The following is a 23,970-nucleotide window of genomic DNA, read 5'->3' as shown; positions in this document are numbered from 1 at the left end:
GAAACCAATAAATTTTTACAATGGGAAATTATTGAAAAAGCATGATAAAAATCTTTTTTTTAGCAATTGCAGGTTTGTGAAGATTCATTATATTTGCACCAAGAAAAAATTTAGCAATGGCAAACCAAATTAAAGGAAAAATTTCTCAAATTATTGGTCCTGTAATCGACGTAGTTTTTAATAATGTGGAAGCAATTCCTAGTATTTATGATGCGTTAGAGATTATCAAAGGGAACGGTGAAAAAGTAGTCTTAGAGGTAGAACAACATATTGGTGAAGATACAGTAAGATGTATCGCAATGGATGCTACAGACGGTCTTCAAAGAGGGCAGGAAGTAATAGGATATGGTAATCCTATCATGATGCCAATTGGTGAAGCTGTAAACGGAAGACTATTCAACGTTGTTGGGGATGCTATCGATGGGCTTCAAAATATTTCTAAAGAAGGTGGTCTTCCTATTCACAGACCAGCTCCGAAATTTGATCAACTTTCAACTTCTGCAGAAGTTTTATTCACAGGTATTAAAGTAATCGACTTAGTTGAGCCTTACGCAAAAGGAGGTAAGATTGGATTGTTCGGTGGTGCCGGTGTTGGTAAAACAGTATTGATTCAGGAGTTGATTAACAATATTGCAAAAGGACACGGAGGTCTTTCTGTTTTTGCCGGAGTAGGTGAAAGAACAAGAGAAGGAAATGACCTTTTGAGAGAGATGCTAGAGTCAGGTATTATTAAATACGGAGATGACTTTATGCATTCTATGGAAAACGGTGGTTGGGATCTTTCTAAAGTTGACCTAGAGGTTATGAAAGAATCTAAAGCTGCTTTCGTTTTCGGACAAATGAATGAGCCGCCAGGAGCAAGAGCTAGAGTAGCACTTTCTGGTCTTACATTAGCTGAGTACTACAGAGACGGTGGTGAAAGCGGACAGGGTAGAGACGTATTGTTCTTCGTAGACAACATCTTCCGTTTTACGCAGGCTGGTTCTGAGGTATCTGCACTTCTTGGTCGTATGCCATCTGCGGTAGGTTACCAACCAACATTGGCATCTGAAATGGGTGCGATGCAGGAAAGAATTACTTCAACTAAAAATGGTTCAATTACTTCAGTACAGGCGGTTTACGTACCTGCGGATGATTTAACTGACCCGGCTCCTGCTACAACGTTTGCTCACTTAGATGCAACAACTGTACTTGACAGAAAAATTGCTTCATTAGGTATTTATCCTGCAGTAGATCCATTGGCTTCTACGTCAAGAATTTTGGCTCCGGAAATTATCGGTGAAGAACATTATAACTGTGCTCAGAGAGTGAAAGAAATTCTTCAGAGATACAAAGCTCTTCAGGATATCATCGCAATCTTAGGGATGGAAGAACTTTCTGAAGAAGATAAATCTGTAGTTTACAGAGCTAGAAAAGTTCAAAGATTCTTGTCTCAGCCTTTCCACGTAGCAGAACAGTTTACAGGTATTCCGGGATCATTGGTAGATATCAAAGATACCATCAAAGGATTCAACATGATTATGGACGGTGAATTAGATCACTTACCGGAAGCTGCTTTCAACTTGAAAGGAACTATCGAAGAAGCGATCGAAGCCGGACAAAAAATGTTAGCTGATAACGCTTAAGAAATTTTAAATGTTAAATTTTAGATTTTAGATTGAAAAATTATTTAAAATTTAAAATCTATAATCTATAATTCATAAAAGATGAATATAAAAATTTTAACACCAGAATACGTAGTTTTTGAAGGAGAGGTAAACTCTGTATTGTTGCCTGGAAAAAATGGTGAATTTCACATCATGAAAAACCACGCAGGAATCGTTTCTTCATTAGTTGGCGGTAAAGTAAAATTGTATGCAAATTCTATCAACGAAGCTTTTGCTAAAAACTTTACCAAAGAAAATGAAAAAGACTCTGTTTTTTCTTATCCTATAAAAAGCGGTGTGATAGAATTTAATCACGATAAAGGAATTATCCTTTGCGAATAATTAAATGATAAGCTAAATATATTTTCAAGAAAGTGTAACTTTGTTACACTTTTTTTATGCCTTATAAAAATCTGATTCATGCAGAAAAGTTTAATCTTATTCTTTACAGTTCTGAGTTTTATATGCAATGCTCAAATTATTAAAACCAAAAGAGGAATTGTAAGTCTCGACGGAACTCACGTAGCCAAAATTACCAATAAATCTAATGAATATACTTTTATGGATTTAAAGGAAACCCCAATTTTCACAGTCGAATTTGTCGATAAAAGTGTGGTGGATTCAGTACGCGACAGTTATGTGAAAATTAATCGGGTGTACAACCGTGAGAAAACGTTAGATTTAGATTATATATCACCATCTGCATTTTCGGGTGATGAAAAATCTGCGGTGTATACTTGTATAAAGGGTTTAAAAATTATTGATGAAAGAGGAATCAACATCAAAAACCTTGATGAACTTTTTAAAAATATGCCTAAACGTAAGCTTGACAATAAAACTAAAGAAGCTTATACCATCCGGACAAAAATTGATAAATTAAATCTTGAGGTCAACAGTGTGGGTGAAATTTTAAGCAACGGTATCCCGGTAGGATATTTTACTAATTTACCTGTAAGTTTTGGTTCAGATGACAGAGTTACAGACAAAACTTTTGTGGACATCGAAATTTATGATGCAAAAAGTAAGTACATCGGAAAATACATTACAACCACCAAACAAATAAAAACTGCCGGAGGAAAAACTTTTACTTTGTACAGAGAAATGTCAGGAAGAGCTTCCATTTTAAAATATCCCACTTACAAAGCAATTGCCGAACGCATGGCAATACTGGATCCGAATTTTATAAAAATTCAGGAGAAAGTAATTGTGGGCGAAGTGGTGAAAGATGGAATTGAAAAAGATAAAAAGTGATTTTTCAGACAAATTTTAATGAAGATTTTTATTCAGTATTAACTTGTATGTCATCCGGAGCTTGTCGAAGGAAGCCGTTTAAAAAAAAATAAAAATTCTATTTGCTTTAGCCAAAACTTAAAAAATCCTGAGAAATTGTTTTTCAGGATTTTTATTTAGTATAAATTTTATTAACGTTCGGTTTATCATTGACTGCGTCGAATCTTCGATTTCCATAGGAATCTAAATTTTTTTATTATAAAATAACTGCCGAGATTCCTACGGAATGACAAACATTATTTATAATTTTAAAAACTAAAAACTAAAAACTAAAAACTAAAAAATCACAAACTCAAAATCACTCCGTTTTCTTTCAGCTGTTGCATCGGCTTTGAAAACCAGAACAGTTCAAAATCTTCAAAATCATTTTCAAAATTAGTTTTCAATTGTTGTAAAGTAATCCTTTTCGGATTCTCAAAAGTGTTTTCCTGCAAAATTTTGGTCAGCCATTCTCCTTTTTCCTGTTCAAAATCTAAAGAAACAATATTGGTTTTTAAATGGAACGTAATTCTCGTGTACGGCCATGAGTTTTGTTTTTTTGTTTTTATGTAATTCTCAGCGATTACGTTTTTTTCCAGAAAAACAATTTTTGAATTAGGTTTGAATGTAAAATTCTCTTCTTCCAATAGTGAATCGTGAATGTAATCGGGATGAATCGTTGTTTTCGGAATTTTAAAATCAAACCAGTTCTGCAGCGGTAATTCAAAATTAATTCCGTGCATATAATTGAACAGAGATTTTTTTAATCCAAAACTAAATTTACTGTGGTCGATTCCTGTTCTGTCTGTGAAATCGATATCGTTATTGGCGAACAAAATTTCTTGTTTGATCGGAGTGACTCCAAATTCTTCAGGATTTAATCCGACAGGTGAATGAGCAGTCATCGCAAACTGATGCCAAAATGCACTTTGCAGAATTCCCATTTCAAAAAGCTGGCGAACCATTTCCAGAGAATCGACCGTTTCCTGAATCGTCTGGGTCGGGTAGCCGTACATCAGATATGCATGAATCATTACTCCAGCTTCAGTGAAATTTCTTGTTACCTGAGCAACCTGTTCAACAGATATTCCTTTATCGATTAATTTTAGCAAACGGTCACTCGCAACTTCCAGTCCACCTGAAACCGCAACACAACCAGAAAGTTTTAAGAGAAAACATAAATCTTTAGTAAAACTTTTTTCAAATCTGATATTCGTCCACCAGGTTACCACGAGATTTCTTCGTAAAATTTCCAGAGCAACTTCACGCATCAAAGCTGGTGGAGCCGCCTCATCCACAAAATGAAATCCGGTTTCGCAAGTTGTCTCAATGAGTTCTTCCATTCTGTCAACCAGAATTTTGGCAGAAATAGGCTCGTAAATTTTTATATAATCTAAAGAAATATCACAAAAAGTACATTTTCCCCAGTAGCAACCGTGCGCCATAGTTAGTTTATTCCATCTTCCGTCGCTCCACAAACTGTGCATCGGATTAGCAATTTCAATGACAGAAATATATTGATCTAACTGTAAATCAGCATAGTCTGGAGTTCCAACTTGTGCTTGTTTGTAATCGTGCTTTGTGGAATTGTTTTTATAAACAACCTCTTCATTTTCAATTAAAAAAGTTCGTTTGTAAGAGGCTTCACTTCGACTTTGCTCAGTGTTGACTGGCACAGCCTGACAAACATTTTCGTACACCAATTCAAGAGGAACTTCACCATCATCCAAAGTGATAAAATCAAAAAATTCAAAAACCCTTTTGTCTTTCACTTCTCTCAATTCGGTATTGGGAAAACCGCCGCCCATTGCAATTTTAATGTGAGGATAATTCTCTTTGATAAATTTCGCAGAACGAAAAGCAGAATATAAATTTCCGGGAAAAGGAACCGAAAAACAAACCAGCTTTGGCTGAACCAATTCCAGTTTTTCGTGAAGAATTTTTAAAGTGATATTATCAATGAAAGTTTGATTTGAATTTAATTTTAAATATAATTCGTCAAAAGAATTGGCCGACTTTCCTAATCTTTCGGCATATCTGCTGAAACCAAAATCAGAATCTACATGTTCAACTATATAATCAGATAAATCTTCTAAATATAATGTAGACAAGTGTTTAGCTTTATCTTGCAAACCCATATTTCCAAACGCAAATTCCATATCATCAAGCTGATTGAAACGGGAAGCTTCAGGTAAAAAATTCATTGAACAAATCTGTCTCGCCAAAGTTGGATTTCTATTCTGTAAAAAAAGAATGACCTGATCGATGGTTTTAATGTACTCATCTCTTAAAGCAAAAATTCTCTGTGAGTTTTCAGATGTATTTTTTAAATCAATTTCTTTTGCAAAAATTCTTTGAATTCCTTCTTTTGAAAACAATTCCAAAATCACTTCAATGCCCAAATCGATCTGATAGCTTGATATATTTTTGGTATTTAAAAAACCTTTGATATATGCGGTCGCCGGATATGGAGTGTTGAGTTGCGTGAAAGGTGGAGTTATAAGAAGAAGATCTTTCAAAAGTAATTTTTTGCAAATTTATGAGTTTAAATGGAAAAGGAAGAAAATTTTTTGGATGATTTGAAAAATTAAACATTAAGAAGGTTTAGGTGGTTAGAATGATTAAGTAAATATCTAAAGATATTATTAAGCAGACTGCTTCATTCAAATTTATTTGAATCTTAAATAAACTTTATTATTTCATTTTCTTAATGTTTTAAAATTTAAAAACCGTTAGAATTTTCTAACGGTTTTGTATATTAATAAATGAAAATCAAATTACATTTGCTTGTACTCGATATTCATTTGCTTTTCCATTTCTGCGTAAGCTCCAGATTCTAATTTCTCTTTGATGCCTTCGAAAGCTGCCAAAGTTTCATTAATTTCGGAATCTGTATGAGAAGCGGTAGGAATTAATCTCAATAAAATCATTCCTTTTGGAATTACAGGATATACTACAACTGATGTAAATACTCCGTAATTTTCTCTTAAATCTTTAGCTAAAAGTGTCGCTTCAATCGTTGTTCCCTGAATGAAAACCGGTGTCACACACGTATTGGTGTTTCCAAGGTTGAAACCTCTTGCTTTTAATCCGTTTTGAAGTTTATTTACGTTTTCCCACAATTTATCTTTAATTTCTGGGCGAGTTCTTAATAGTTCCAATCTTTTCAAACCTCCGATTACCATTGGCATTGTCAAAGATTTAGCGAAAATCTGAGAACGAAGATTGTATTTTAAGAATCTGATAATCGTTTCATCTCCTGAAAGAAAAGCTCCGAAACCAGCCATTGACTTGGCAAAAGTTGAGAAGTACACATCAATCTGATCCTGACATCCTTGCTCTTCACCAGCTCCGGCTCCTGTTTTACCTAAAGTTCCGAATCCGTGTGCATCATCAACCAACAGTCTGAAATTGAATTTAGATTTTAAATCGCAAATTTCTTTCAGTTTACCCTGCATTCCTCTCATTCCAAAAACACCTTCAGTAATCACTAAGATTCCTCCACCGTTTTCTTCAGCAACTTTCGTTGCTCTTGCTAGGTTTTTCTCTAAACTTTCAATGTCGTTATGTTTGAAAGTAAAACTTTTTCCCATGTGAAGACGTACTCCGTCAACGATACAAGCATGAGAATCTGCATCATAAACGATAACGTCATGTCTTGTCACCAATGCATCGATACAAGAAACCATTCCCTGGTAACCGAAATTCAGAAGATAAGCAGCTTCCTTTTGAGTGAACTCTGCCAATTCTTTTTCAAGTTGTTGGTGCTGTTGAGTTTCTCCAGACATTGCTCTTGCGCCCATCGGATAAAACATTCCGAATTCTGCAGCAGCTTTTGCATCAGCCTCCAAAACTTCCGGGTGGTTACACAATCCTAAATAGTCATTGGCACTCCAGAAAATTACATCTTTACCTTGAAATTTCATTCTCGGACCAATCGGACCTTCCAATTTTGGGAATACAAAATATCCTTCTGCATAATCTGCAAACTGACCAAGAGGTCCGGGATTTTGTTTTATTCTGTCAAAAATATCTACCATTGTATGAGTATGTTTTATGTAAAAAAGCCTTTTGTATTGTACTAAAAGGCTTGATTTGTATTGCTATATTTTTCTTATTTGATGAATTCTGTTTTGAAAACTTCATCATAGTTGTGGAAACAGTTGTTGATAAATCCCTGCTCCTCCATCCATTTGTCGCTGTACACTTTTGTAATGTAACGTGAACCGTGATCAGGATAAATCATTACAACAAAATCATTTTCAGTCAGTTCGTGAGATTGTGCATACTGCATCAATCCCTGAGTAACAGCTCCTGTAGTGTAACCTCCCATAATAGCTTCTTTTAAAGCAATCTCACGGGTTCTGTACGCAGACATTTCGTCGTTGACTCTCACAAACTCATCCACTTTATCGAAAAGAAGGGCAGAAGGAATTAAATTTTTCCCCATTCCTTCAATTTGGTAAGGATGAACGTCTTCTTTATGAATTTCTCCGGTTTCGTGGTAACTTTTTAAAATAGATCCGTCAGCATCTACACCGATGATTTTAATATTAGGATTTTTCTCTTTTAAGAATTTTGCTGAACCGGATAATGTTCCGCCAGTTCCAGTACATGCAAAAAGGTGAGTAATTTTCCCTTCTGTCTGTTCCCAAATCTCAGGACCTGTAGTCTGATAGTGGGCATCAACATTCAATTCATTAAAATATTGATTGATATAAACAGAATTTGGGGTTTCGGCAGCAATTCTTTTTGCTACTTCATAATATGATCTCGGGTCATTCGCAGGTACATTCGCAGGACATATATATACTGTTGCACCAAGAGCTTTCAGATATGCTATCTTTTCAGCTTTTGTTTTGTCACTCACGGCAAGAATACATTTGTATCCTTTGATGATGCAAACCATAGCAAGTGAAAAACCTGTATTTCCGGAAGTCGTTTCTACAACTACAGAATCTTCCTTTAATAAACCTTTTTTCTCAGCGTTTTCAATAATGTGAAGTGCGATTCTATCTTTTGTGGAATGTCCAGGATTATATGATTCTAACTTGGCATAAACTTTAGCAGGAATGTCTTTAGTTACTGTATTAAGTTTCACTAAAGGGGTGTTCCCAATCAAGCCAAGAATATTATCGTAAACATTACTCATTATTTGTTATTTTTCAAATAAAAATCTGACCGCAAAAATACAAAAAAATAAATAATTTTTAAACTTTTCAGAAATTATAAGTGTTGAAAGTAGAATTAAATGTTTTAAGCTCTCAATTACAGTCTCGAAACGCAGACAAAAAGCACGCCAGTTTTTTAAATTTTTGTTAAAATCTACATAAAATGAAGTAAAAACCTTATTTTCGCACTAATTGATTTTATACTATGAAAAACTGGACTTTTAGGCAATGGAACACCCTTCTCGGATGGGTGATTTTCGTCATTGCATTTTTCACGTACTTGTCAACGATAGAACCCAACTTCAGTTTTTGGGATTGTGGTGAGTACATTTCTTCAGCCGTAAAATTAGAAGTAACACACGCACCGGGAGCAGCTTTGTTCCAGATTGTTGGTGCTGTTGCCGCTATTTTTGCTTTTGGAAAAGGTGAAAATTATTCTGTTGTAATTAATGCAATGTCTGCATTATTCAGCGCATTTACGATTCTGTTTTTGTTCTGGACGATTACACATTTTGTAAGAAGACTTCTCAACAAAGATTTTGAGGAAGTTACCAAACATCAGGAAATTGCTATTCTTTTTGCCGGAGTGATTGGTTCTCTTTGTTTTACCTGGTCGGATACTTTTTGGTTTTCGGCAGTGGAAGGAGAAGTTTACTCGATGGCTTCACTGTTTATTGCCATATTGGTTTGGCTGATCACAAAGTGGGAGAATGAATACAAAGAATCTGACAATGAACGATGGATCATTCTGATTTTCTTCGTTGTAGGACTTTCTGTTGGTGTTCACATGATGTGTATGTTGGCAATTCCGGCAGTTTGCTTAGTATATTATGCAAGAAATTATGAATTTACCTGGAAAAATTTCCTTTGGGCAAATGGAATTACATTAGGAATATTAATTTTTGTATTTAAAATAATTTTCCCTGTAATCATGTCATTATTCGGAAAGCTTGAAATATTCTTTGTGAATGGTGTAGGTCTTCCTTTCCATTCCGGAACGATTGCTGGTTTTGTTATTTTAGTTGCGATTTGTTATTTCATTTTAAAATATGCGAGACAGGCAAAGAAAAATATTTACCAAACAATAGCTTTATCTGTTGTCTATATGATGATTGGTTTCTCTTGCTGGATGGTAATTCCGATCAGAGCAAATGCCAATCCGCCGATGAACCTGAACGATCCCGATACCGCAATCGGTATGCTTGATTATTATAACAGAGAACAATACGGTGACTGGCCAACAATTTATGGTCAAAACTACACAGCTTTTTTAGATAACAGCGGGATTGAAAAGAATGAAGACGGAAGTTTCAAAACAAATAAAACAGGAGAGATTTACGAAAAAGATGAGAAATTAGGAACCTATAGAAAAACCGGTGACCGTTTCAATTACGTTTTCAATCCTGCTCATGTAAGTTTGATGCCAAGAATGTTCAGTGAAGATAAAGATGTGATGGCAAATTACATCTCAATGTACGGAGCGCCGGATTTTCAATTTAATTATGCTAATGAAGAGATCGCAGATGATCCTCAAGCTAAAGAAATTTTTGAAGAATTAAGAGGGAAATATGAAGATAAAACCATTACTGCAGCAGATTATTTAAAGGTAAAACCATATGAACTGATTACCGTTCAGCGACCTTCTTTTGCTCAGAATATGGATTATTTTATCACATTCCAAAACGGATATTATTTCATCAGATATCTTTTATGGAACTTTGCAGGAAGACAAAATGATCTTGAAGGAAGTACACAGGATACAAGCGGAAACTGGATTTCTGGATTTTCTTTTATAGATAATTACAGATTGGGAGATCAGGATGCAATGCCTTCAAAATTTAATAATGAAAGTACTGTAGCATTCTTTTTCTTACCATTATTATTAGGAATTATCGGATGTTACTTCCAGTTTATGAGAGATTTTGGAAGATTCTATGCACTTCTTTCTTTATTTATATTAACAAGTGTGGGAATCGTTTTCTACACCGGAATGAAGCCTTTTGAACCAAGAGAAAGAGATTACGCAGTAGTTGGTTCCTTCTATGCCTTTGCTATTTGGATTGGATTGGGAGCAGGAGCAATTCTCTGGTATTTGCAGTCAAAAGTTAAATCAAATATTGCTAATATCGGTTTTGGTGTTGTTTTATTAGGAATTCCTTTGATGATGGGCTTCCAGAATTACAATGTTCATGACAGAAGCGGAAGATATACTGCTTATGATTATTCATATTCTATGCTGAAATCTTTACCGAAAGATGATATTCTTTTCGTTTATGGCGATAACGATACCTATCCGGTTTGGGCAATGCAGGAAACTGAAAGATTCCGTGATGATGTAAAAGTGGTTAACTTTACGTTGCTTTCAACTCCTTGGAATATCGATCAGGTGAAGAGAAAAACTTACAATGCAAGTCCGATCCCAAGTCAATTGACTCACGATGATTACAGAGACGGTGTTAATGATCAGATTTATCTGATGAAAAAAGAAAATTGGGAAGGCGTACTAAGCAATTTAAAAGATGCTGGAACTCCGCCGGAATTACTTAAGCCATTCGAAAAATATCTTGTTCAGGATTCTATGACATTAAAAGAAGCTGTAAATTTCCTTAAAATAAAATCTCCTGAAAAAGACGAAGTTTTAAAAATGATTTTCGGTGAAGCACGTTACGAGAAATATAATTTCCTTCCTGTGAGCAAATTTATTTTGCCTGTTAATAAAGCAAACGCTGTAAAATCAGGTATTATCAAAGCTTCTGATGCTCCAAACGCAGTTGATCAGATTATGATTAAATATGAAGCAAATACTTTATACAAAAGCAATTTGATGATGTTTGATATTTTGGCAAACTTTGATTGGAAGCGTCCGATCAACTTCTCTTCAGGAGGAGTTTATGACAGCGAAAATATTTTCTTCTTAGACGAATATCTTCAGTTTGACGGTTTCAGTTACAGATTGGTTCCGATTCATACACCAAGAAGCAGTGACGGAGAAATGGGTAGAGTAGATGCCAATTCATTATACAATGTAGTTAAAAACTTCAAATGGGGTAACTTCAAAGATCTGAATGTTCATTTTGACGAAACTGCTACTTCAAATATTGTTAGCTACAGAGGTTCTGCAAGCAGAGCTGCGGCAGCTTTGGCATTATCCGGACAAAAAGGTAAAGCTTTAGAGATCTTAGATTTAGCTTCAAAAGAAATTCCTGCAGAGAAATATAATGATCCACGTTCTTTGAGTTCAATGGTTTATGGTTATATCGTTGCAGGTCAGGAACAAAAAGCATTAAAATTAGCTGAAATTCTTAAAAAAGGAATTTTCGAAGAGTATGATTATTATCTGAATTTAAGTAAAGCTGACCAAAGATTTGTTGGTAGACAGATGAGATCAAAACCAATGGAATATTCTCTTGTAGTTTCTGCTGTTACAGATGCTTACAAGAAAATCGGTCAAGATCAAAAAGCTTATGCTTATTTAGTGAAATCTATTGAGCCAATTGATAAGAAATTCAATGTTTTCATTAAAGATCTTCAGCAGATGGGCAAAGAAAAAGCGATGAAAGAATCTGAAAACGTACAAAAAATCACTCCTTTTTATCAGTATTTATTTGATGTAATGGAACCTTTTGATTCAACTTATTCGAAAGAAAAAGAAGATCAGATTACCAATTCGATCATCAAAGCAACACAGTAGAAATTTATTTCAAATACTTAAAACGGAACTTCGGTTCCGTTTTTTTTATGTTGATATTCAAGAATAATAGGATTATATTTGTGCATCAAAAAAACGCAATGGCCGAGAACACAAACAAAAATCTTCCATTATATGCTGTAATATTTGCAGTAATTGCAAAACTCTATTTTCTACTGACGCATCACATTCAGGAAGATGCTTTCATCACTTGGCGTGTTGCCCAGAATTTGTTGGATTATGGAGTGATTGGTTTTAATGGTGATACCAAAATTTCTGCTTCTACAACGCATTTGTATGTTTTTGTTTCTTATTTTTTTAATTTGATTTTCGGAAAAGAAAATTTTATCGAACCACTTTTGGTTACCAATACCATCCTTTTCACCATTGGTAGTTTATTCCTTTCTCATTTATTATTAAAAAATCCGTGGCATAAAGCAATTTTTATTTTTCTGTTCGGACTATTACCGCCTTCCATAAAAATTTCAATCCTTGGAATGGAGTATGGAATTTTGTTTTTCCTCGAAATGGCTTTACTTTATTATGGTTTTAAAAAAGAGAAAAAATGGGCATTGATTGTGCTTCCTGTTTTGATTTTATTTACAAGAATCGATACGGTTATTTTTCTCGGAATTGTATTTTTAGTCGATGTCTTCTGGAATAAAAAAATAAAATGGTTTTATGTTTTAGGTGGAATTTTAGGTGTTTCCGCAGCATTAGCTTTTAATTGGTTTTACTTTGGTGAATTGGTAAATAATACGATTGTTGCTAAAAAATTGGCTTACGACAGAGTTTATACTTTAAGTCAGGATTTCGAATATTTTAGGTTAAACTATGGTAACTTCTGGGGAATGCTGAAACTTCCGGGAGACTTCAATCCGTTTACCATTATTATTGCCATTTTTGAATTGCTGTGTTTTATTTTCCTTATTCGACAGAGAGAAAAAAGAAATTATTTTCTTTGGATTATTTTCCTTTTTGCATGGACAAAACAGATTATTTTTCTTTCCCAAAAAAGCCTTTTCGATTGGTATTATTGGGTTCCTCAAATTTTACTTTTCATTCCGGTTTTAATATTTGTAATAGAGCAAAAAGTAAAAAGAAACTGGTGGCTTTCAGCATTAATTATTGTTTATATTTTACCGATGTTGGCGTTCCAAACTATTCATTCTATTGCAACAGGAAACGGAGAATGGAATTACAGAAGAACAATTGGATTGTTTCTGAATAATTACGAAAAAGACAAAAAACAATGGATTTTGCTCGAACCAGCTGGTTATATTCCTTATTTTTCAGGTTTAAAAGCAATCGATGAAGTTGGCTTAGTTGATAAACAAATTCAGGACGAAATCAAAAAAGATAAACCCAATTATTGGGTGAATACTGTAAAAAAAAGAAAACCGAAATATTTGTTATCCTACAATAGTTTATTTGAAGGAAAAGACGGTCTTTATTACAAAGCTCATTACAAATTATTGAATGAATTCAGAATAAAAAATCACCTTCAAAGTGATAACAAAATTCTGGAGAAAATCTACAAACTGAAACCTTCCGGAACTGATTATAATTTGTATGAAAGGGTTAAATAAAAGTAAAAAGTAAAAAGTAAAAAGTAAAAAGTAAAAAGTAAAAAGTAAAAAGTAATTTTGACTCTAAAACTCTAAAACTCTAAAACTCTAAAACTCTAAAACTCTAAAACTCTAAAACTCTAAAACTCTAAAACAATGAAATACTGTGCTTTCCTCCGCGGCGTCAATGTAAAAGGAACCAACATGAAAATGGCGGAAGTCTGCGAAGTTTTCAAAAATGCTGGAATGAAAGATGTGGCTTCGGTTTTGGCTTCAGGAAATATTATATTTTCATCCGAAAAAAGTGCACAAGATTTAAAAATAATTCTTGAAAAAGCAATGTCTGAATATTTCAATTATGAAGCTTTTTTATTTATAAAATCTGTGGAAGAAATTGAAAGTTTTTGGAATTCAAATCCTTTCGACAAAAACGAAAATTTGCATATTTATGCTTTTGTCGGTCATAATGAAGTCGAAAAAGTTTTAATGAAAGAATTTGAAAGTGCCGAAAAAACAGAAAATGAAGAAGGGAAAATCGTCAATAACAACTTTTATTGGCAGGTTCCGAAAGGAAATACTTTAGATTCTACCTTCGGAAAAATTTTAGGCAAAAAAAACCTGAAAGATCAGTTTACAAGCAGAAATATCAACACTTTTGAGAAGATTATGAAAAAGATTAATTCTTAGTAATTTCAAATTATAGTGATTTAAATGCATTTAAATCCTAAGAATTAAATAATTTCGATTTTCCGAACTTTATAAGTATTTTTACTGAACTTTTTAATTCAAATAAAATGATTCAGTATTTAGACAACATACAACACAAAGATTCAAAAAACTTTTTCTTAATTGCAGGACCTTGCATCATCGAAGGTGAAGATATGGCTTTGAGAATTGCTGAAAAAGTGATTGAACTAACCAATAAATACAATATTCCATATATTTTTAAAGGAAGTTTCAAAAAAGCTAACAGAAGCAGAGTAGATTCTTTTACCTCGATTGGTGAAGAAAAATCTCTGGAAATTTTGAAAAAGGTAGGTGAGACTTTCAACATTCCAACTACAACAGATATTCACGAAAACGAACATGCAGCTTTAGCAGCTCAATATGTTGATGTATTGCAGATTCCGGCATTTTTGGTTCGTCAAACCGACTTATTGATTGCTGCCGCAAAAACCGGGAAATGTGTTTCATTAAAAAAAGGACAGTTTCTTTCTCCGGAATCGATGAAATTTGCCGTTCAGAAAGTGACAGATTCTGATAACCCAAAAGTTGCCATCATCGAAAGAGGAAATTCTTTCGGATACACCGATTTGATTGTAGATTACAGAGGAATTCCTACAATGAGAGCATATGCTCCGGTAATTTTGGATGTGACACATTCTCTGCAACAGCCAAATCAAAGCTCAGGAGTAACAGGAGGAAGACCGGATTTGATAGAAACTGTTGCCAAAGCAGGAATTGCAGTTGGGGCAGATGGAATTTTTATCGAAACACATCCTACACCTGAAACGGCTTTATCTGATGGTGCAAACATGCTACGTCTGGATTTATTAGAAGATTTATTACAAAAACTAACAAGAGTTAGAGAATCCATTTTGTAATTGTTAAAAAATCCTTAATTTTAGAATTCTAAAACCTTTCTTTTGAAAAAACTAGTTTTACCACTGAGCCTTATGGTTCCCATGTTAGTATTCTCCCAAGCTAAAAAGCGAGATACAGCAAAAACAAGAACAACAGATATAGAGGAGGTCGTTTTCCAGAAAAAAGTAGTCGGAAGTACAAATGACCTTACCACAGTAAAAATATCTGCCAAAGATGCTCAGAATGTTGCAAGCGTTTCCGGAGGTATTGAAGCAATTATTAAAACTTTACCTTCTGTAAACTCTAATACGGAACTTTCTTCACAATACATGGTGCGTGGTGGAAACTATGACGAAAACCTTATTTACATCAATGATATTGAGATCTATAGACCTTTTCTGATCAGAAATTCTCAACAGGAAGGTTTAAGTATCATCAATCCGGACATGGTTTCTACAGTAAATTTTTCTGCCGGAGGTTTTGAGCCGAGATATGGTGATAAAATGTCTTCAGCTTTAAATATTTATTACCGTGAACCTAAAAAGTTTGAACTTTCGGGAGAAGCAAGTTTAATTGGCGGGAGATTAACTACCGGATTTGCATCTGGTAAAGAAGATGAAAGTGGAAATAAGAAATTTACGGCTTTATTTTCAGGAAGATACAGAAATACAAACCTGGTACTTAATACCCTGAATGAAGATACAGATTTTAACCCTAAATATTTTGATTTTCAGACCTATCTGAATTATCATGTGAGTAATAAATTTACGATGTCATTTATCGGATATTATTCAAAGAATGATTACGAAATGTTCCCAAAAGAACGATCTGTAGATTTTGGATCTCTTCAGAGACCCATTAATCTTTCTGTTTTCTATAATGGTAAAGAAAATGATCAGTATAAAAATATGATGGGAACGTTCTCGATGAACTATAAACCCTCCGATAAATGGAGATTTACTCTAGACAGCTTTGCGTATCAGAATAGAGAAAAAGAATATTATACGATTGCTTCAAGTTATATTTTACAGACTTTTGATCCGATTACAGGAAATCCTGTAACGTCTTATGATGTTGGCGGACAAATAGAACACGCGAGAAATGATCTTTTTGTAAGAACTTACGGAACGCAGTTCAGAACGCGTTTTTCACCCAATGTAAATACGGATATTGAGGTTGGATTTAAATTTGAAAAAGAAAATCTTAGTGATTTGACCAACGAATATAAATTAGTTGATTCTTCCGGTTACAGCATACCGCATCCTGTTGATGATCCAAGATTTCCCGATGCTTCAGATCTTGATTTATATTACAGTATTCAGGGTAATAACCACATCGAACCGACAAGAATGTCTGCGTATGCCCAATATTCTCAGAAATTTTTCTGGGGTGCAAGCAAAGTTTTTGTGAACGCAGGAGCTAGAGTTGCACACTGGAGTTTCAATGACGAAACAATATTTTCACCGAGAGCTCAGTTTGCAATAAAACCTGAGTGGGATACCGATATGTTGTTCAGGATTTCTGGTGGAATTTATTATCAGGCTCCTTTTTACAAAGAAATTAAAGACTTAAACGGAAATTTTAATTCGAATATAAAATCTCAACGATCCATTCAGGCAATTGTTGCTAATGATTATGAATTTGAGTTTGATGACAGACCTTTCAAGTTAACAACAGAATTGTATTATAAAAAAATGGATAATCTTATTCCTTATTTTATGGATAATGTGAGAATCCGTTACTCCGGGAAAAATAACGCAACGGGTTATGCTTACGGAATTGATACAAGATTGTTTGGAGAATTTGTTCCGGGTGTAGACTCTTGGTTGTCTGCAAGTTATGCGAGAACTTACGAAAATGTAGATGATAGAGGAGATGTACCGAGATCAACAGATCAGCGATTTAAATTTTCTATGTTTTATCAGGACTATATGCCAAGATTTCCACAAATGCGTGTAAATTTGACTTTAACTTATGCTATGGGGTTGCCAACAGGAGCACCAATTATTTTTGATAATAATGTACCTGATGTAGATTCTAGATATCAATATCAAAAGACTTTACCTTCTTACAAGAGAGTAGATTTGGGACTTTCTTATGCGTTTGTAGATGCTAAAGAGAAAAAACAAACCTATGGTTTTTTAAGTAATTTTGATGAACTGACATTAGGTGTTCAGGTTTTCAACGCATTTAATATCAACAATACTGTTTCAAATCAGTGGATTACGGATGCAAACACGAATTTAATGTATCCCGTTCCGGTAAGATTGACAGGTAGATTTTTTAACGTAAAACTTGAATTTAAAATTAAATAAATTAGAAGCTCCTGAATTTTTCAGGAGTTTTTTATTTTCTGATTATTTCTTTTAAATTTGTCATCATTATAAGTTCAGAACAATGAAAAAATGTATTATCACATTTCTATTTTCACTGATTGCTTTTGTTACAGCAAACGCACAGTCAAAATCAAACCCGCAACTAACGAAGCTTTACCAAAATTATATTTCGGTAAAATCTGCTTTAGCTTCCGATGATATCAAGAAAACATCGATGGCAGCAGGAGAGTTTCTCAAAACTTCCAAAACCGTCAATGCAAAAATGATTACAGAGAAGCAACTAACGTCGTTAAAAGCTGATGCAACAACAATAGCTCAGGCAAAAAACATTGAGACACAAAGAAAAGCTTTCTATAGTTTATCAGATGTTATGATTGGTTTAGCTAAAGAAAATAAATTGTCTGATAAAACGATTTTCGTACAATATTGCCCGATGGCAAAAGGAAGTTGGATGAGTAACGAAAAGCAAATCGTCAATCCTTATTACGGAAAATCGATGCTTGATTGTGGTTCTGTGAAGTCTGAAATTAAGTAATTTAAGTTAATTTAAATATAAAAAAAAGAAACTCTAATTGAGTTTCTTTTTTGTTCTGTAGAATATTCTAATCCTAATCCTAATCTTTAATCATTTTAATTGTTGAAGATTGATTTTTGTTTTGAATTTCTAAAATATAAATTCCTTTGGCTAAATCACTTACATCAGTTGGTTTTTTCTCGGAATACATAATTTTCTTCAGCAACTTACCTTCAAGATTATAAATTTTGACTGGTATTTGATCAACGCCATCACCCAATTTTAAAATGAGTTCATCTTTAACGGGATTTTCCGCCAGAATTACTTGTTTAGAAGATTTACTCAAATCGGAAGTTCCTAAAATTCCTTTTGTATATGTTAGAACTTCACCATTTATACTATTGGTAAGTGTCATTTGACTTTGACTGATATTTGTTACGTTATAAGAATACTGATAGTAAGTGGTATACTGAATGTAGTCTACGTATTGCGAAATGTAAGTAAAAGTAATTGTATTATTTGCAGGATTATAGACTACAACATAGTTGTATTGAGAAGGATTCGGAAAATTTGAATTGTAATAATACGTTCCGTAATCATAACGTGCTTTTGTATTGCCTTCGTTATTTGACAATGCTGTTATTTTCAGCAATTTACCGTCACTCTGATTCCAGTCTCCAAGAAAGGAATTAATCGTGGTTTGAGCATAACCTAATGTTGTGCTTAAAATTGTAAAAAAGAATAATGTTTTTTTCATAATATGATTTATTTAATTGTTAATATTTATTATGTTTTTTTCAATTCAGAAAATCCGGTATTTTGATCACCAATCAATGGTACAAAATATTGTTAGCGTAAGACTTACAATGGTAGTCAAAAATCCTTTATCAGAACTGTTAACTTGTTGGATAATAACAGATTGAATATTCCTAGTCTCTATCCCAACTTGAACATTATATTAATAATATTAAGTCAAAATGCTATAGGAAACAGAAATTTTTTTTGCATTATATGTGTATTTAATGTTCAAAGATACCACATAATCTCTAATTGATAATTATTTTGTTAATAAATGTTTATTATTTAGTTGATTATTTAAGAATTTTAAAATAATTTAATTAGTAATAGATTTTTAAATATAATGTTATAATTTTATATATATCTAAAGAAATAAAGTAATTTTAATGTCTTTGATTAGTTAATTTATTCTAATTCAAGCTTTAGTATCTTATCAATCATTGTCTGATTCAGACTTTCGGGAATTGATCTCATCAAGAAATTTCGTATCGAATTTCCTTTTTCCCACTGTGAAATTTTTCCTATTTTCCAGCTTGTGTTGACAATATAATTAACTTTTTTTCTTCTGATATTTTGGAATTCTTCGAAGACGGAATTGAAATTTTTATTTTTCTTGAGTAATTTTCCGATAATATATGCATCTTCAATCGACTGACAAGCGCCCTGTCCCATATTCGGAGTAGTTGCGTGAGCGGCATCGCCAATTAAGCAAAGATTTTCAGAAAACCATTTCGGAATAGGAGCAAGGTCAATAATATCATTTAAAATTATTTTTTCCGGTTTCGTAGCTTCCAAAATTTGTAAAACTAACGGATCAAAATCACTGAATTCTTCAATTAAATCAATTTTTTCCCTAAAATTTTTGTCGTTAATCAAAGCGTACCAATATACTTTATTTTCAGATAGTTTTACAAAACCAAACCGTTTTCCTTTTCCCCAAATTTCTAAAGCATGATGAAAATATTGTTCAGGTAAATCAAAATCAGTTAATCCACGCCAACATTTTTGCTTTGCATTTCTAATGTTTCCAGTTTTTAAAATTTGATTTCTTATTTTCGAATGAATTCCGTCTGCTCCGAAAACGATTTTGCTTTCAATTTCGTTTCCGTTTTCAAACTTTAAAAGATAATTTTCTTTTTTTTCAATCGTATTTAGATTATAGTCAAGTTTAATGTTTTCAAAACCAATGCTTTCCGCCAAAATATTTTGTAAATCAGCTCTGTGAATGGCAACGTTACAAGAATTGAATTTCTTTTCTAAAGCCCAAACATTGGTGGTAGAAATCGTTTTCAGTTTTTCATCCGTGATAGAAATTCCGTGAATTTTGTTTCCGGTATTTTCAATTTTTTCTTTTAAGCCTAATTTCTCAAAAATCTGCATTGCGTTGACTGCCATCATAATTCCTGCTCCGACAGGTTTTATCTCCGGCGCAGATTCGTAAATGGTAAAATCTAAATTTTGTTGTTTGAGAATATTTCCTAAAGTCAAACCGCCAATTCCGGCTCCGATGATTGAAATTTGATTCATTACTTTAAACCAAAATCTAATAACATTGCCCCTTTTGAAGTAATTAAAAATGTTGTTTTATTAAATTCAGCTCTCTCTTCTTCTGTCGCATCAAATGAGCCTATTCCTTGTACTGTCACTAAGTCTGAATTATAAAGTTCTTTATCTAAGTCTATATAGAATTTACCATTTTTGCATTCCTTCAATAATATAAGATCATAATAAAATGATTTTTCGACAATATCAGCCAATTTTAAAAAATCAAGATAACTAAATTGTTTATTTATGAAATTTCTAAATAAACGACCAATGATTTGAGGCTTGCCTTCAGAATCAATTCTATTTATTATTTCTAATATTTTTTCACCAACTTTGCGGTTATGTTTTTCTGAATCATCAATATATCTAATTTCTTTTAAAATAAATTCTTGATCTAAGTTATCTATTTCTTTTAAGAAATGAATTAGCTTATCTGTGAAAATTCTGTCGCCAATTGTATTACCAATATTTAATAATTTAACAATTGTTCCAATTATCGGTACATCTTTTATAATCCCGTCATTTGCAAAACTATCTAATGATATTTCTGCGATATCTGAGGCTAAAGCAAATTCTTCGCTTTTAATAATTTGATTTAATTTATTTTCTTCCATATTCAAATATAAAAAAAACGGAGCCTGAAAAATCAAACTCCGCTTAATAATTATTTAAACTAAAATTATTTACCTAAATAAGATTTCAAAATCTTACTTCTTGTATTGTGTTTTAGTCTTTTGATCGCTTTTTCTTTAATCTGACGAACTCTTTCTCTTGTAAGATCAAAAGTTTCACCGATTTCTTCCAAAGTCATTGGATGTTTACCGTTTAGTCCGAAATATAATCTTACCAAATCTGCCTCTCTTGGAGTCAACGTGTTTAAGGCTCTTTCAATTTCAATCTGAAGAGATTCAAGCATTAAGTCTTTATCCGGGCTTGGAGACTCTCCGGAACGCAATACGTCATATAAGTTAGAATCTTCACCTTCCACCAATGGAGCGTCCATCGACAGGTGTCTTCCAGAGTTTTTCATTGATTCTTTGATGTCTTCTTCACTCATGTCAAGAACTTCAGCCAATTCTTCCGGAGAAGGAGGTCTTTCATTTTCCTGTTCAAGGTGAGCGTATGCTTTATTGATTTTGTTAATCGAACCAATTTTGTTAAGCGGTAATCTTACAATTCTTGACTGCTCAGCCAAAGCCTGTAAAATCGACTGACGAATCCACCAAACGGCATAAGAGATAAATTTAAAACCTCTTGTTTCGTCATATCTTTTTGCAGCCTTCATCAATCCTAAATTCCCTTCATTGATCAAATCGGGAAGAGAAAGACCTTGGTTTTGGTACTGTTTTGATACTGAAACTACGAAACGAAGGTTGGCTTTGATCAATTTTTCCAACGCGACTCTATCGCCGGCGCGGATTTTTTGTGCCAAATCAACTTCTTCATCTGCGGTAATCAATTCTACTTTACCAATTTCCTGCAAATACTTGTCTAGTGAAGCGGTTTCCCTGTTGGTAACCTGCTTGGTTATTTTTAATTGTCTCATTTATTTTTATTCTCAAAAATAGAGTTACTATATATTATACGTTTGAAATTAATAAAAGGTTACACTTGTTTTAATTATTTTTTATTTAGTTAAAATGATGTTGGGAAATTAGTTGTAAATTATCGCTCCTGATTTATTTGATTCTACATTGTGAAAAACACCTTAACTGACGCATCAATTAACGAGACAAAAAAAGTGAAACCGAAGTTTCACTTTATATATTAAGAATTTAAAATTGACTTTTAAAATTCACCTATTCAAAAATCACTTTTAAAACAAATCATTCAACACTTTAGCCAATCTCAAACCTCCTGAAAGAAGCTGTCTTTCCATAGTATCATTAAATTTGTACTGATAATCGTATGCTAATTTTGAATCATTTGGAGTTTGCGCATAGATTTTATTGGCAATCTGATGAGAATCGTACAACCAGTTTTCTAATGTTCCCGACTGAATTTGCTTTACTTCATCTTTAGATTTAATATCGAGAAGTTTTGCGTATTCTGTGTAGCTGTATTTTTGAGAATCTACTAATTTTCCGTCCCATACTGAGTGTAAATTTGTTTTTTCACCAAAATAAGTAACATTAATTTTATTTCCTCCTAAATCTTCAGACCTTCCTGTGTGCATCGGCTGAGAAAGATCTCCCATCATATGAATAAGGAAAATCAAAGCTATTTTTCTGTCTTTTTCAGAAGTTTTTTCATCTTTGATCTGTGCAGATAAAGTTTTGATCTGAGAGTAAAGACTTGGTCCTGACTGCGCTTTTAAATTCTTTTCAAATGCTGTGAAATCTGTTTGCGGATCGATGTTTACATAATGCCAAACTGATGTCTGCTTCCAGACTCCGGTAGTATCAGATTTAATAAAATCAGGCCAGTTTGCCCAATATGCAAGACGTTCCTGACCCATCATTTTTCTGATTTCTCTTCTTGCTTTACCAGACAAGTGGTTTTCTGCAATTTCTGCAATGATACGGTGACCCGTCAATCCCCAAGCATAAGAATATACTGAGCTGGAAATCATCAATAAAAGCAGCATTTTAGAATAAATACTTTTCATTTTTCAGTAATAATTTTAGATGTGCAAAGATAGGTCAGACTTTTTAAAATCAGATTAAATAGAATCTTTTTCTTTTGACATTTATGGATTGTTAAAGAAATTTAATCTGTAATATTTTTGCGGTAAATTTCTAAATTTTAATTTTATAATCATCAATTCACAAATTTTATTACTAAATTGGATTGGTAAAAATATTTAAAAATTAGAGAAAAAATAATTTTTCAAAATTTAGAGATATATTATCTTGTACCAAACAACCACAATCACAGAATAAGAGTATGTACGAAAATAGCATTGTAGATATGCATTATAACAAACTGCAGACAGATTTTAAAGCTGAAGCAGTGGCAGTAAATCTCCTGAAATACCATCGGGCGGTCAGCAATATTTTTATTGACAGAATAGGAATCAACGACAGAGCTTACCTAAAAGATATCAAAAGTATCTCCAGTCAATATTTGGGTTTTGATGAAGAAGTTCTCAATATAAAAACCTATAGAGAAGGTATTTACGACTATTTACCTGAAGGAATTTTTCATCCGCCGTCACTTAATACATCAAGAAAAAATGTCGAAAGTGTAGTCAACGAAATCAGAAAACAAAAAAGGGTAGAAGATGATGCTAGAAAGTTTTTCAGACCTTTTGAGCTTGAAATTTTCTTTACGGAAATCGGTGCTTTGCTTAAAGAATTTGACTTTGATCTGGCAAGTGAAACAGATTCTCTTTTGAAAGTTTTTTCTGAACTTTGGCCGGTTGTGAAGATGCTCGACAAAAAAAACGCTTATATTTTTATTCATATTTTACCTTTTTTTCATCATATACGAGGAGATAAAAAATGGTTTGAACGTTGTATGACTTCATTTTTACAAGTTCCTGTAGAAATTACTTTTACTCCAAATATCATCGATAGAATTGAAGAAGACGATGATTCTATTCTTCTTGGAAATTCAAGATTGGGAGTTACCTATATTCCAAGCGGAAAACATATGGACGGCGAAAGAAACTGGATCGTAAACATCGGTCCGATTCCTTATCATGAAATGAAAAGGTACATTCCGGGAAATCCTTTCAGAGAAGTTCTTCAGGCTTTGTACGATTATTGCCTTCCCGTAAGTGTAGAAATTGAAGAAAATTTTATTACCGAAAAGAAAGAATATTCATTCATGCTTGAAGATGACGAAAGAAATTCCAACAGGCTAGGTTTCTCTACTTTTCTGTAAAATATTTTATTATATTTACAATC

Annotated in this window: 18 protein-coding genes; 10 read left to right on the top strand and 8 right to left on the bottom strand. The window is 33.1% G+C overall.

The features are described 5' to 3' along the window. The first annotated feature begins 116 nt into the window (after positions 1-116). The 3 genes from atpD (at position 117) to NZ698_RS05610 (ending at position 2,897) form a co-directional block, all read left to right on the top strand. Positions 117-1,625 (top strand): F0F1 ATP synthase subunit beta, encoded by a 1,509-nt coding sequence (gene atpD, locus NZ698_RS05620; protein WP_263002101.1) that lies wholly within the window; start codon positions 117-119, stop codon positions 1,623-1,625. An 81-nt stretch (positions 1,626-1,706) separates the two neighbouring features. Then, positions 1,707-1,988 carry a F0F1 ATP synthase subunit delta/epsilon gene (locus tag NZ698_RS05615; protein ID WP_129536951.1) on the top strand — a complete coding sequence of 94 codons (282 nt, stop codon included), beginning with the start codon at positions 1,707-1,709 and terminating at the stop codon, positions 1,986-1,988. A 78-nt stretch (positions 1,989-2,066) separates the two neighbouring features. Continuing rightward, positions 2,067-2,897: a hypothetical protein gene (locus NZ698_RS05610; protein WP_263002100.1), complete on the top strand. Its 831-nt coding sequence runs from the start codon at positions 2,067-2,069 to the stop codon at positions 2,895-2,897. A 323-nt stretch (positions 2,898-3,220) separates the two neighbouring features. Here the strand turns inward: NZ698_RS05610 and NZ698_RS05605 are convergent, their stop codons facing one another. From NZ698_RS05605 to NZ698_RS05595, 3 genes are all read right to left on the bottom strand, one after another. After that, entirely contained in the window at positions 3,221-5,434 is a 2,214-nt protein-coding gene (locus tag NZ698_RS05605; protein WP_263002099.1) for a B12-binding domain-containing radical SAM protein, read from the bottom strand. A 258-nt stretch (positions 5,435-5,692) separates the two neighbouring features. Further along, a complete protein-coding gene (locus tag NZ698_RS05600; protein ID WP_263002098.1) occupies positions 5,693-6,955 on the bottom strand; it encodes an aminotransferase class I/II-fold pyridoxal phosphate-dependent enzyme in 1,263 nt (420 codons plus the stop codon). 74 nt (positions 6,956-7,029) lie between these two features. Then, positions 7,030-8,067, bottom strand: coding sequence for a PLP-dependent cysteine synthase family protein (locus tag NZ698_RS05595; protein ID WP_263002097.1), 1,038 nt, complete (start codon positions 8,065-8,067; stop codon positions 7,030-7,032). 224 nt (positions 8,068-8,291) lie between these two features. On the opposite strand from NZ698_RS05595, the gene NZ698_RS05590 reads away from it, so the two are divergent. The 6 genes from NZ698_RS05590 (at position 8,292) to NZ698_RS05565 (ending at position 17,797) form a co-directional block, all read left to right on the top strand. Next, the gene (locus tag NZ698_RS05590) at positions 8,292-11,777 is read left to right on the top strand and encodes a glycosyltransferase family 117 protein (RefSeq protein WP_263002096.1); all 3,486 of its coding nucleotides are present in this window, start codon (positions 8,292-8,294) and stop codon (positions 11,775-11,777) included. Positions 11,778-11,875: 98 nt separating this feature from the next. Next, positions 11,876-13,363 (top strand): DUF8728 domain-containing protein, encoded by a 1,488-nt coding sequence (locus NZ698_RS05585; protein WP_263002095.1) that lies wholly within the window; start codon positions 11,876-11,878, stop codon positions 13,361-13,363. A 135-nt stretch (positions 13,364-13,498) separates the two neighbouring features. Then, on the top strand, positions 13,499-14,029 hold the full coding sequence (locus NZ698_RS05580; RefSeq protein WP_263002094.1) for a DUF1697 domain-containing protein: 531 nt from the start codon (positions 13,499-13,501) through the stop codon (positions 14,027-14,029). Positions 14,030-14,136: 107 nt separating this feature from the next. Beyond that, on the top strand, positions 14,137-14,946 hold the full coding sequence (gene kdsA / locus NZ698_RS05575) for a 3-deoxy-8-phosphooctulonate synthase (RefSeq protein WP_263002093.1): 810 nt from the start codon (positions 14,137-14,139) through the stop codon (positions 14,944-14,946). Between the two features lie 42 nt (positions 14,947-14,988). Next, complete coding sequence (locus NZ698_RS05570) at positions 14,989-17,241, top strand: TonB-dependent receptor plug domain-containing protein (RefSeq protein WP_263002092.1); 2,253 nt, start codon at positions 14,989-14,991, stop codon at positions 17,239-17,241. An 82-nt stretch (positions 17,242-17,323) separates the two neighbouring features. Further along, positions 17,324-17,797, top strand: coding sequence for a DUF3347 domain-containing protein (locus NZ698_RS05565; RefSeq protein ID WP_263002091.1), 474 nt, complete (start codon positions 17,324-17,326; stop codon positions 17,795-17,797). A 79-nt stretch (positions 17,798-17,876) separates the two neighbouring features. Here the strand turns inward: NZ698_RS05565 and NZ698_RS05560 are convergent, their stop codons facing one another. From NZ698_RS05560 to NZ698_RS05540, 5 genes are all read right to left on the bottom strand, one after another. Continuing rightward, complete coding sequence (locus NZ698_RS05560; RefSeq protein ID WP_263002090.1) at positions 17,877-18,533, bottom strand: T9SS type A sorting domain-containing protein; 657 nt, start codon at positions 18,531-18,533, stop codon at positions 17,877-17,879. Between the two features lie 446 nt (positions 18,534-18,979). Beyond that, complete coding sequence (locus NZ698_RS05555; RefSeq protein ID WP_263002089.1) at positions 18,980-20,101, bottom strand: FAD-dependent monooxygenase; 1,122 nt, start codon at positions 20,099-20,101, stop codon at positions 18,980-18,982. Next, a complete protein-coding gene (locus tag NZ698_RS05550; protein WP_263002088.1) occupies positions 20,101-20,733 on the bottom strand; it encodes a hypothetical protein in 633 nt (210 codons plus the stop codon). The genes NZ698_RS05555 and NZ698_RS05550 overlap by 1 nt, the downstream gene beginning before the upstream one ends. Positions 20,734-20,798: 65 nt before the next feature. After that, positions 20,799-21,665, bottom strand: a complete 867-nt coding sequence (locus NZ698_RS05545; protein ID WP_034757900.1) for a sigma-70 family RNA polymerase sigma factor — start codon at positions 21,663-21,665, stop codon at positions 20,799-20,801. 270 nt (positions 21,666-21,935) lie between these two features. Continuing rightward, positions 21,936-22,727: a S1/P1 nuclease gene (locus NZ698_RS05540; protein WP_263002087.1), complete on the bottom strand. Its 792-nt coding sequence runs from the start codon at positions 22,725-22,727 to the stop codon at positions 21,936-21,938. Positions 22,728-23,005: 278 nt separating this feature from the next. Here NZ698_RS05540 and NZ698_RS05535 point away from each other — a divergent pair, with 278 nt between their 5' ends. Beyond that, positions 23,006-23,947, top strand: coding sequence for a type VI secretion system baseplate subunit TssG (locus NZ698_RS05535; RefSeq protein WP_263002086.1), 942 nt, complete (start codon positions 23,006-23,008; stop codon positions 23,945-23,947). Positions 23,948-23,970: the final 23 nt, after the last annotated feature.

The organism is Chryseobacterium edaphi (genome assembly GCF_025628985.1).
In the GTDB taxonomy this organism is placed as follows: Bacteria; Bacteroidota; Bacteroidia; order Flavobacteriales; family Weeksellaceae; genus Chryseobacterium; species Chryseobacterium edaphi.
Note: the sequence above shows the minus strand (reverse complement) of the source record. Positions and strands in the feature narration are given on the sequence as shown.